This is a genomic window from Pseudomonas sp. Sample_21, from assembly GCF_004307525.1.
GTDB lineage: Bacteria > Pseudomonadota > Gammaproteobacteria > Pseudomonadales > Pseudomonadaceae > Aquipseudomonas > Aquipseudomonas atacamensis.
This window is the reverse complement of record NZ_RCNZ01000077.1, coordinates 1-10,735: the sequence shown is the minus strand read 5'-3', so window position 1 is coordinate 10,735 and position 10,735 is coordinate 1. Positions and strand designations below refer to the sequence as shown.

Sequence of the window (10,735 nt, the reverse complement as noted above, 5' to 3'; positions counted from 1 at the left end):
AAAACGCTAGCTCCTACGTTCGGCCCTCGCAGGCTCGGGTTCCTTCGCTGCGGGACTGATCCGGGCGCAGCGGCTCCGGTTTGCTTCGCTGCACCTCCTTCCGCTGTGTCTGGCTGCGCCAGACGGTCGCTGCGCTCCCACCCCCGGATCAATCCCTCCACTCAGCCTTCCGACGTCGCCGGTGGATCAAGATCAAAAGCACTCGAGCTAACGCTCATTGTTGAGTGGTGAAAAGCGTGTGGTCTGCTTTGGATCTGTGTTGGATTCGCCCCTCATCGGAACGCCGCCCGCCCAGCCCTCTCCCGAGGGAGAGGGAGCCGATTTGCGGGCTTTTCAGAGTCTGCATTCGACTCGATATCGCAAGTCGGCGTATTTCGCCTGAACACCTCGGTCAGTCCCCTCTCCCTCCGGGAGAGGGCTAGGGTGAGGGGCTTTTGCTCTGGCTCTTGATCTTTTGCCCCTTCGGCAGGCTGCGCCCGGATCGGTCCCGTAACGAAGGTACCCCGAGCCCCAGCGAGCGGGCCGTACGCCGGGGCAAAGCCTTTTGGGTTACCTTTTCGCCGGGCCGGCACTCCGGCGTTTGGAAAAGGTGACTCGCTGTAAGAGCGAAACCGCCAGTGGCAGCCCCGCAGCAACGGATATGCCCCCAATCCCAAAAACCAAAAAGCCCCGCCAAAGCGGGGCTTCTAAACAACATCAGACCAATCAGAAATCAGCCTTCACCGACATCACAAAATTGCGCGGATCCCCATAGAAGTTACCGAACCCCTCGGTACCAATGGTCGCGTAATAACGCTTGTCGAACAGGTTATTGCCGTTCAACGCCACCGACCAGGTGTCATCGATCCGATAACCGATGCGACCGTTCCAGACCGCATAACCCGCGCCATCGACATTGTCCCCGCCCAGAGGCGAAACGCGGTAGGTGCCCGTCTGTGCATTGACACCCGCACCAATGGTCACACGGTCCAGCGGTCCGCTCAGGGCGTAATCACCCCAGACGCGCAACAGGTGACGCGGCACGTAGGAGTTGTAGACCGCGCCATCCTGAGTAGCATCGGCGTCTTCCAGCACTTTGGTCTGGGTGTAGGTATAACCGGCCAGCAATTGCAGGCGGTCGATCACTTCACCGCTGACTTCAGCTTCAAAGCCCTGGGCGCGGACCTTGCCGGAGTTGATCTGGCAGGAGCTGTCTTCGCACCGCAGGTCATCCTGGGCCGCGTCTTTCTGGATGGTGCGGAACAGGTTGAACGTGGTGTTCAAGCGACCGTCGTACCACTCACCCTTGATCCCCAGCTCGTAGCTCTGGCCAATCAGCGGCTTGAGCGTGCTGCCGTCGATGGTTTTGTACGAGCCTTGCGGGGTGAAGATGTCGGTGTAGCTGGCATAGGCGGTCAGGTTGTCGTTGAGGTCGTAGAGCAGGCCGGCGAACGGCGTGACCTGGCCGGTTTCGGTGGACTGGGTGTTGACCTCGGTGCCTTCGCCACGGAAGTACTGCACCGAGTCGGTGTCGGATTTGTACCAGCTGACCCGGCTGCCGAGTACCAGGGTCATCGGGTCGGCGAGTTTCAGGCGGGCGATCGAGTAAGCGCCGTATTGCTTGATGTGCATGTCCACCGGGCCGCCACGGGAGGCGTTGGCCAGGTAGTAGCTTTCATCCGGCTGCGGGATGTTGTGGTTCGGGTTGAACACGTTCTGGCGCTGTGGCAATGCCGCCACCGCGTAGAAGTCGTCCTTGTGCGAACGGCTGGCGTTGGCGCCGACGATCAGTTCGTGCTGCTGGCCGAAAGCGTCGAATTTGCCGTCGACGTAAGCATCGAAACCGTAGTCGCGCTGATCGTAGTCATAGGTACTGCCGAGCATCAGCGTATTGGTGGCGGTGGCGCCCAACGGCACTGTGCCGCTCGGGAAGGAATATTCCATGTCCTGAGTGTTGCGCGAGTAGACACCGGCAACTTTCAGCGACCAATCGTCGTTGAACTGGTGCTTGACGTCGGCGAAGTAGGTGGCGCGTTTGCTGCGCTGGTTGTTCCACGAGGTGTTCAGGCAGGTGGAGCGTTTCAGGTGCAGGTCGGAGCCGTCGGCGTAGCGCGGCAGGCCGCCCCAGCACGGGGTGGCGTCGACGTCTTCATAGGCCATGCCCAGACCGAGGGTGGTGTCGGGGCTGAGGTCGAAGTCCAGGGCGCCGTAGTAGATCTGGTCGCGGCGTTCAGCCACATCGTAGAAATACTGACGGGTCTGCTGGGTCACCACGGCGCGGCCACGCACGGTGCCGGCGTCGTTCAGCGGGCCGCCGGTGTCGACCTGGCCGCGATAGTTGTCCCAGGTGCCGGCCGACAGCGACAGCTGTGTGTGCGGGGTGTCCTGGCCGCGCTTGCGCACGAAGTTGACGCCGCCGGCGGTGCCGCCCGCGCCCTTCATCATGCCGGCCGCACCGCGGAGGATTTCCACGCGGTCATAGATGGCCATGTCGCTGTTGAAGCTGTCCGCCTGCACGTAGCTGCTGCCGATGTCCAGCGGCACGCCGTCGTACTGGTACTGGCCGGTCATGCGGAAACCGCGCGAGTAGAAATATTTGCCGCCCATTGGCGAGTCGTAGACGGTGATGCCCGGGGTCTTCTCCATCACCTGTTCGATGGTGTTGAGGTTCTGGTCGTCGAGCATCTTGCGGGTCATCACCGTGACCGACTGCGGCGTTTCCTTGAGCGAGTGCACGCCCTTGCCGATGGTCACGCCGCCAGTGGTGTAGGAGTTGCTGCCTTCGGTGGTGGCGCCGAGGCGGTTGGCGTTGACGTTGGTCGGCGCCAGTTCCATCGCGCTGCCGCCGGTGGCCGGGCCGAGCACGGTGACGGTGTTGCCGTCACGCTGATAGCGGATGCCGGTGCCGCTGAGCATGGCCTTGAGCGACTCGTCATCCTGATAGCGGCCGTTGAGGGCGCTGGAGCGCAGGCCTTGCAGGCTTTCCGGGCTGTAGACGATTTGCAGGCTGGTCTGCTGACCGAGGGTTTGCAGGGCCTGGGCCAGCGGTTGGGCCGGGATGTTCAGGGTCCATTCCTGGGCCTGGACATACGGTGCTGTCGCGAGGGTCAGTGCCAGACCCAGGCCGCTACCGGCCAGGCGTGTGCGGGTCGCGCCGTGCATCAGCAGGGCTCGAGTCAGAGGGCGAAGCATGAAACGGGATGCGGACATGAGGTTAAGACCTTGGCAGGTATAGTTGTTAATGGTTCTTATTCATCTCATTAAGACGAGGAAGCCGCGGCAAACCGGAAAAGTTTTTTCTCCGGCCCGGTCGCGGCTGCCTCGATCAAGCGGTTTGCAGTTCGCTTCTGACCTTGCCGGCCTCCATGCGCACCAGTTGATCGGCGACGTCGAAGTAACGGTCGTCGTGGGAAATCACGATGATGGTCTTGCCCAGACGCTTGAGGTCGGGCAGCAGCTCGGTATAGAAGATCCGCCGGAAGGTCGGGTCCTGATCCGCCGCCCATTCATCGAACACCAGCACCGGGCGCTCTTCGAGCCAGGCGTTGACCAGTGCCAGGCGTTTGCGCTGACCGGTGGACAGGTCGGTGGTGCTGAACGCGCCGTCGCGCACGCTGACCTTGTGCGCAATCTCCAGACGTTCGAGGTAGCGGGTGGCATCCTGCGGCACTTCACGATCGCCCTGGATCAAGTCATCGAACAGGTAGTAGTCGGCGAAGATCGTCGTGAAGTTCTGCCGGTAATCGTCGCGGTTGACCGCAGTGATCGGCTTGTCGTTAACGCGAATTTCGCCCTCGGTCGGCGCATATAGCCCCAGCAACAGTTTGATCAGCGTGGTTTTGCCGCAGCCGTTCTCACCGACGATGAACACGATGTCGCCCTGTTCGATACGAAGGTTCACCGGCCCGAGGCGGAACGGTTCGCTGCCTTCCACGGGAGGGAAGGCGTAGCGCACGTTGCGCAGTTCCAGGCTGTTGACGGCGGCCGGCTTGCTGCCCTGATCCTGCAGCAACAGGTGCGGTTCCGGTGAAGAGAACTGTTCACTCAGTTCGGCGATGCGGCGGAAGGCAATCTGTGCGCGGCTGATGATTGGCAGGGTGCTGATCAGGTGTTCCAGCGGCCCCTTCATGTACAGCAGCACCAGAACGAAACCGCTCATCACCGCTTTGTCGGCACTCGGCCACAGCGATTGCAGGGCCAGGGCCATGCCGATGACCACGAAGAACAGCATCGAGCCAAACGACTTGGCGATGACAAAGGTGTTGATCGATCTGATCTGGGTGTCGCAGATTTTCTCGGCGGTTTTCTGAATGCCGGCGACGAACATGCGCTGGCGACGCGGCCGGTGGATACGCAGTTCCTTGGCGCCTTCGGCAATTGCGTTGTAGTGCTTCTGCAGTTCGTCTTCGGAATCGCGCGCGGCGTAGAAACCGCGCATGCCCTTGGCCCGCGCAATCGCCTGGATGGTGGTGCCGATGGCGATGGCCACCAGCATCATCAGGAACATCGGCCAAGACAGCATGGCCAGGTAGCCGAGGCAGCCAAGGGTCACGGTCATCGAAATCGCCAGGGGCGCGAAGGCGAAGGCGAAGTCGCTGATGGTGTCGACGTCGTGGGTCAGCACCGGAATCAGGCGATGGCTGCGATAGCGTTCGATCTGGTCGATCGGCGCCGACAGGACTTTCTCCCCCAGTTCTTTGCGCAGTTTGGCGATGATGTGCTGGCCGACGTAGTTGGTGCCGATGTCCGACAGGATCGTGGTCAGCAGGGCCAGGGCACAGAGGCCGGCGAAGATCATCACCACCGTGCGGGTCAGGCCGTCATCGGAATGCAGGGCGTTGTTGATGGTCGCCAGCAGCACGGTGACGCTCAGGCCGCCGAGCATGCCGAGCACGATGGACGCCGAGACGATCAGGCGGAAGGGCTTGAGCAGGGCGAACAATTCGTTGATCGCCCCACGCGTAGGCTTGGTCATGGAGGATTCCTGCTTCGATGCGGAGGGAGTGCCGGTACTTAAGGAAAACGAATGGTCGCGGAGTTTCTTTAACCGAGCGCAGGCGTGGCTGCGCTCGTCGAGGGCAGTGGTGTCAGAGGTCGCGTACTACGCGAAAGCCCAGCCAGTCGCCCTTGCTGGTCGGCCAGCTGCTGTTGCGGTTGCCCGAGCGCGAGAAGATCGGCGCTTCGCCCCAGTCGTTGCCGCGCATGACCTGGCGTTCGCAGTTTTCCTGGGTCCATGGGCGACCGTCGGCGGGCACGCCGGAGTAGTCCGGGTGGTAGCAGTCGGCGGTCCATTCGTAGACGTTGCCGTGGGCGTCGAACACGCCAAACGCATTGGCCGGGAAGGTGCCGGCCGGCGAGGTGAAGTTGTAGCCGTCGGCCGCGCCGTAGGTGTTGGCGTGCTTGGAAATTTGGTAATCCTTGCCCTCATCGAACGGGAAGGGGAAAGGCCCGGTGCTGCCGCCACGGGCGGCGTATTCGCGGATCGATTCGCTTTGCAGGCGATAGGCGTGGCCGGTCTTTTTCGACAGCCAGTCGATGTAGCCCTGGGCTTCGGCGACGTTCATGCACACCGCCGGATCGCGGGGCGTCTGTTTGAATTCCGGTTTGCCGGCGGTGCAGCGGCGGCCGGGGCGGTCATCGAAGTCGTAAGGTTTGTTGCCGGTCTCGCGCACGTAGGCGTCCCATTCGCCCACCAGCACCTGTGAGCGGCTGATAGCGAACGGTTTGCTGAACGTCACCGTGTGCAGCGGGCCTTCGTCCGGCTGCCGGCCGACTTCATCATCCGGCGTGCCCATGGTGTAGCTGCCGGTTGGCAACACGACCATTTCCGGGCAGTCCTTGCAATCCTTGAACACTTTGCCCGCAGCAGGCGCGGTCGCCGCCAGCGCGCTGCCGGGCAACAGCGCAGCGCAGAGGGCGCTTAGCGCCAGTGCGGGCAGGGCTTTGGAGAGGAGTGACGCGTGAGGCTTTTTCATGGGTCGTCTCTTTGAAAGGAAAACGGCAGTCGAGGGTCAGGCAAGCAGCTTTTTGCCGAGGATGTCCATGAAGCGATCCACTTCGGCTTCACTGTTGAGCAAGCCCGGGGCGGTGCGAATCACCGGCCCGACATCGCGGCTGACCGCGTCGCAGATCACCCGGTTCTGCATCAGCCAGGCGGCCACTGCGTCGCTGTCCTGGCCCTTGATCCGGAAGAAGGTGAAGCCGGCGGAGAACTGCGAGTCGAGCGGGGTCACCAACTCGATATTGCGGTGCTCTTGCAGGCGTTGCTTGAGGTAACTGTTGAGCTGATGAATGCGCTTCTGCACCTCGGCTTTGCCCAGTTGCAGGTGCAACTTGAAGGCTTCGTCCAGCGCCCAGCGATGCTCGAAGGCGTGGTAGCCGCCCGGGGTCATGATGGTCGAGAAGGCCGTGGCCTCGGAGAAGGTCGGCACGCTGGGGCTGACGTATTTCAGTTCTTCAGTGCGGCTGCAGACGATGCCGGTGCCGCGCGGGCCGAACATCCACTTGTGCGTGCCGGCGATGAAAAAGTCGCAGTTCATCTGCGGGAAACTCAGGTCGTCGACGCCGAAACCGTGCACGCCATCAACCACGTAGATCAGCCGATCCTGGTCGTCGCGCTGGCGGTTGTGCTCGTCGACCAGCCGCGAGATCTCGCTGATCGGCAGCTTCACGCCGCTGCCCGAATGCACCCAGGTCATGCCCAGCACGCGGGTCTCGGGGCGGATATTGCGATTGATCGTGTTGAGCACCTGATCCAGCGAAATGCTCTGCGGGGTTTCGAACAGCTTGAGTTTGCGCACTCGCGTGCCGTCGCGACGGCTGCGGAAATCGAGAATGTTGCGCGTCGAATAATGCTCGTGAACCGTGGTGAGGATTTCCTGATCCGCGCGCACCTGCACGCTGCCGTAGATCATCGCCAGGCCTTCGGTGGTGCTGCCGGTCAGGGCGATTTGCGCCGGTTTGGCTTGCAGATACTGGCCGGCCCAGTGGCGCACGTTTTCTTCGCGCTTCTCGGTGACGCCCAGATCCCAATCCATCGCCAGACCCGGATTCACATCCAGCGCCGCGCGATGGCGTTCTATGGCTTCGCGCACCGGTTTAGGATGCGAGGTGACGAGGAAATTGGCGAAGTGAATCGCCTGAGGATCCTGATCGAACATTTGACCCAACTGCGCCCATTTGTCCCGCGACGCAGTCGGCGCGGCAGCGATGGCCGCCGGTGCACTCAGGCTGGCGCCCAGGGGCAGGGCGGCGGCGAGCAGGCCGGCCTGCTTCAGGAAAGTGCGACGATCAGTCATGGTCGCGCCACCTCCTGGCGTGACGCCAGCGCCGGTTTCGCGGCTTTTTGTACCTGATCCCAGACGCGCATGAAGTTGCCGCCCCAGAGCTTGGCGATATCCGCTTCGGAGTAGCCGCGCTGCAGCAGTTCGGCGGTGACGTTGCGAATCTCGCCGACGTTTTCCCAGCCCTTGATGCCGCCGCCATCGTTGAAATCCGAAGCAATGCCGACGTGGTCGATACCGATCTTGCGCACTGTGTAATCGATGGCGTCGCCGAAGTCCTTGAGAGTGGCTTTCGGTTCTTCTTCGAGGATCGCGTAGAGGCCGCTGGCGTACTGGCCGAGCTTCTGTTCCGACCAGGCGGTGATGATCGGATCGCCCGGCATCAGTGCCATGGCGAGGTTGGGCAGTGGCGGCAGATCGAAGCGCGCACGCAGCGCATTGAGTTTGTCCTGCGTGCCCTGGGTCAACGGTTTCAGATACTGCGAGAAGGCGACGACCTGCACCACGCCGCCACTGTTCTTGATCAGTTGCAGCTCTTTGTCGCTGAGGTTGCGCGGGATATCCACAGCCGCCCGGGGCGCCGAGTGCGAGGCCACCAGCGGTGTGCGGCTCAGTTCGGCGACTTGCTCGAGGGCCTTGGTCGACATCTGCGAAACATCGATGATCACGCCCAGATCGTTCAAGCGCTGCACCGCTTGTTTGCCGATGTCCGACAGACCGTCGAGGGCATCGGGCGAATCATTGAAAAACGGCAGCGGTCGCGATGAGTCGGCCCAGCTGTTGTTGCCGATGTAACTGAAACCGAACATGCGCATGCCGCGCCCGGCCCACAGGTCGAGCTTGCTCAGATCATTGCCCAGTGGATAGGCGTTGAGCATGCTGATGAAAATCGCAAACTTGCCTTCGCCGTGCAGACGGCGGAAATCATCCGGCGTGTAGGCGATGCCGGCCTGATTGGGGAAGTCGCGGACAATCCCGGAAATGATCTTGTAACGCACCTCCTGCTGATTGCGCGCTTCTTCGACAAAACCCTCGGTGGGACGGTGCGGGGCGTTCGGGCCGTTCCACATTTCCGGCCAGCCGAACACCGTCAGCGCGGCGCCGGACAAGCGCCCACGACTGGCCTTGATGAGGTCGAACTGGCCCGAGCCATCCTTGTCGGCTTCGTGGTCGTGGCTGCCGAAACTCAGCGGCACGGTGATGTGGCTGTCGAACGACAGCAGGCGATCCTGCAACTCCGTCGCCTGTTTCATTACCTTCACCGTGTAGCCGGGGTTGTTCCAGTAATCCCAGGCCAGAAATCCTGCGCCGGCACTGATCGCCAGGGCCAGCGGCAGGCCGATGAATAGAGCCTTTTTCCAACGCGGTTTTGTCATTGCCATCTCATTCAGGTTCGCCGTCGAGGTACAGGCGCAGGGGCCTTTGCTATCTGGGAAGAACGAGTGGCTGCACGGCTAATTTAGGTGTGCGTTACAAATGCCCGGCAGCGGCGCGGATGATGTTTTGTCGGCGGCGTAAATTTCAGCGATGAGCAAACGTTCTAGCTTGGATAAAGCCTGCTTCATGGCTGACACAGGTAGGGCAATGACGATCTCTCGACGCTGGTTCATGGCGGGCATGGCACTCACGGGCGCCGCGCTGCCTGCCGCTTTTTATGCACATCGTGAACTGACTCGCGAGGAGTTTCCGATCACCCCGGGCGAGGCCACGGTCGATCTGGCGGACACCGCCGGGCAACAGCTGGCGGACAATTTGCGTGGGGTCTGGGACATTCGCTTTACCGGTGCGGCGGCGGGGCTTGATGGTCTGCCTGCGCAAGGTCTGGAGCTGTTTCTCGACATCGCCCATCGTGGGCGCGGCTTGCGCGGCTATCTCGACACCGGCACCAATCTGCGTGCCGAAGGGCCTGTGCGCTATCAAGTCATTGGCGATCTGGCACCGGGCAACGGCGCCGAGATGTATTGGCGCCTGCTGCGCACCGATGCGCCACTTGCGCCACCGGTGTATGAATTAAAAGTCAAACTGGATGAAGTCTGGGCAGCGTTCGGCAATGCCGGCAGCGCCACGTTCACCGGGCAAGTGCTGCGTCTGGACCGGCCGTTGGCGTTGCCCGAGCTGGACAATCAGTTCATCGCCATCAAGCGGCGTTTTCCCGAGGCCCGTGAACGCACTGGGCTCAATCCGCAACTGTTGGCCTGGCTGGTGGCGCCCGAGCATCGCCTGTTCCACCAGCTCTGGCACGCCACCCGCGACAAGTGGCACAAGCTCTCGGAGAAAAAACGCGAAGCGCTGCGCGGCATCGGCTGGCAGCCCGGGCCGCGTGACAAGGAGCGCGACGCCCGTGGGCCAAGCAAGGATCGCAATGGCTCGGGCGTGGATTTTTTCTTTATGCATCGGCACATGCTCGGCATCGCCCGTTCGATGCAGGATTTGCCTTCCTGGCCGGCGTTCCCGCAGCCGCAGCCTGAGCTGGAACGTGACCGGCAGGGTTTCGCCCGTTACTTCGACAACCACGACGGGAACTCACTGCCGCCGACCTGGCTGGCCGAAGGTGATGACGAGTACACCAAATGGGTCAGCGACATCAAAGCGGCGGAGACTTTCCAGAGCAATTTCCTGGTCTGGGAATCGCAGTACCGCGACCCGCGTTACTTGTCGAAATTGACCCTTGGCCAGTTCGGTTCGGAAGTCGAACTGGGCCTGCACGACTGGCTGCACATGCGCTGGGCTTCGGTGGCACGGGATCCGTCCAACGACATTCCGGTGCCGATGGCGCGTGATCAGGCGGACTTCGCTGCGCGCTGGTATGCGCCGGAAAACGACTTTCTCGGTGATCCGTTTTCCTCCCATGTGAACCCGGTGTTCTGGCGTTTCCACGGCTGGATCGATGATCGCCTGGAAGACTGGTTCCGCGCCCATGAACGTTTTCATCCGGGCGAAGTGAGCCGTCTGGAAGTCAACGGCGTGCCATGGTTTGCACCGGGGCGCTGGGTGGAAATCGCCGACCCCTGGCTCGGCCCCGACACCCACGGCTGCAGCACCGTGCCCGGCCTGCAAGCTGGGCGATCCGTGGAGATGGACCCGGAAACCATGAAACTGGCGCTGCGTATCACTTTTGGCGACGAAGACAACATGACCGAGCTGTTCCGTAAAGTCCCGCAGCGACCTTGGTATGCGCGGCACCTGAAGGTCAAGGGCCGACAGCTCTAGATTGGTTCAAACACACTCTCTCTGAATTGGTCGCAATCCCATGTAGGAGCGAGCCTGCTCGCGAATGCGGAGTTTCATCCAGATGCATCAGTGCCTGACAGGACCCCTTCGCGAGCAGGCTCGCTCCCACATGGGGCCTTGGCCGTGGCGGAGATTTCGGTCCAGACCGAATTCCATTTGTGGGAGCGAGCCTGCTCGCGAATGCGGAGTGTCATTCAGATGCATCAGTGCCTGACAGGACCTCTTCGCGAGCAAGCTCGCTC

The 10,735-nt window shown here is 62.0% G+C and carries 6 protein-coding genes; 1 reads left to right on the top strand and 5 read right to left on the bottom strand.

What is annotated here, in order from left to right; translation table 11 throughout:
- Positions 1-705 precede the first annotated feature (705 nt).
- From D8U71_RS13635 to pvdM, 5 genes are all read right to left on the bottom strand, one after another.
- Positions 706-3,189: a TonB-dependent receptor gene (locus tag D8U71_RS13635; RefSeq protein ID WP_177434113.1), complete on the bottom strand. Its 2,484-nt coding sequence runs from the start codon at positions 3,187-3,189 to the stop codon at positions 706-708.
- 115 nt (positions 3,190-3,304) lie between these two features.
- Entirely contained in the window at positions 3,305-4,954 is a 1,650-nt protein-coding gene (locus D8U71_RS13630; protein WP_024012358.1) for a cyclic peptide export ABC transporter, read from the bottom strand.
- A gap of 112 nt (positions 4,955-5,066) precedes the next feature.
- Complete coding sequence (locus D8U71_RS13625; RefSeq protein WP_016773898.1) at positions 5,067-5,954, bottom strand: formylglycine-generating enzyme family protein; 888 nt, start codon at positions 5,952-5,954, stop codon at positions 5,067-5,069.
- 36 nt (positions 5,955-5,990) lie between these two features.
- A complete protein-coding gene (locus D8U71_RS13620) occupies positions 5,991-7,277 on the bottom strand; it encodes an aminotransferase class V-fold PLP-dependent enzyme (protein WP_130887965.1) in 1,287 nt (428 codons plus the stop codon).
- On the bottom strand, positions 7,274-8,638 hold the full coding sequence (gene pvdM / locus D8U71_RS13615; protein WP_130887964.1) for a pyoverdine-tailoring dipeptidase-like protein PvdM: 1,365 nt from the start codon (positions 8,636-8,638) through the stop codon (positions 7,274-7,276). Before pvdM ends, D8U71_RS13620 begins: the two co-directional genes overlap by 4 nt.
- Positions 8,639-8,846: 208 nt before the next feature.
- Between pvdM and D8U71_RS13610 the strand changes: the two genes are divergently transcribed.
- Complete coding sequence (locus tag D8U71_RS13610; protein WP_130887963.1) at positions 8,847-10,472, top strand: PvdJ/PvdD/PvdP-like protein; 1,626 nt, start codon at positions 8,847-8,849, stop codon at positions 10,470-10,472.
- Positions 10,473-10,735 lie beyond the last annotated feature (263 nt).

Coding starts and splice junctions, on each gene's coding strand:
- D8U71_RS13635 (WP_177434113.1), bottom strand. CDS start 3,189: ATGTCCGCATCCCGTTTCATGCTTCGCCCTCTGACTCGAGCCCTGCTG.
- D8U71_RS13630 (WP_024012358.1), bottom strand. CDS start 4,954: ATGACCAAGCCTACGCGTGGGGCGATCAACGAATTGTTCGCCCTGCTC.
- D8U71_RS13625 (WP_016773898.1), bottom strand. CDS start 5,954: ATGAAAAAGCCTCACGCGTCACTCCTCTCCAAAGCCCTGCCCGCACTG.
- D8U71_RS13620 (WP_130887965.1), bottom strand. CDS start 7,277: ATGACTGATCGTCGCACTTTCCTGAAGCAGGCCGGCCTGCTCGCCGCC.
- pvdM (WP_130887964.1), bottom strand. CDS start 8,638: ATGACAAAACCGCGTTGGAAAAAGGCTCTATTCATCGGCCTGCCGCTG.
- D8U71_RS13610 (WP_130887963.1), top strand. CDS start 8,847: ATGACGATCTCTCGACGCTGGTTCATGGCGGGCATGGCACTCACGGGC.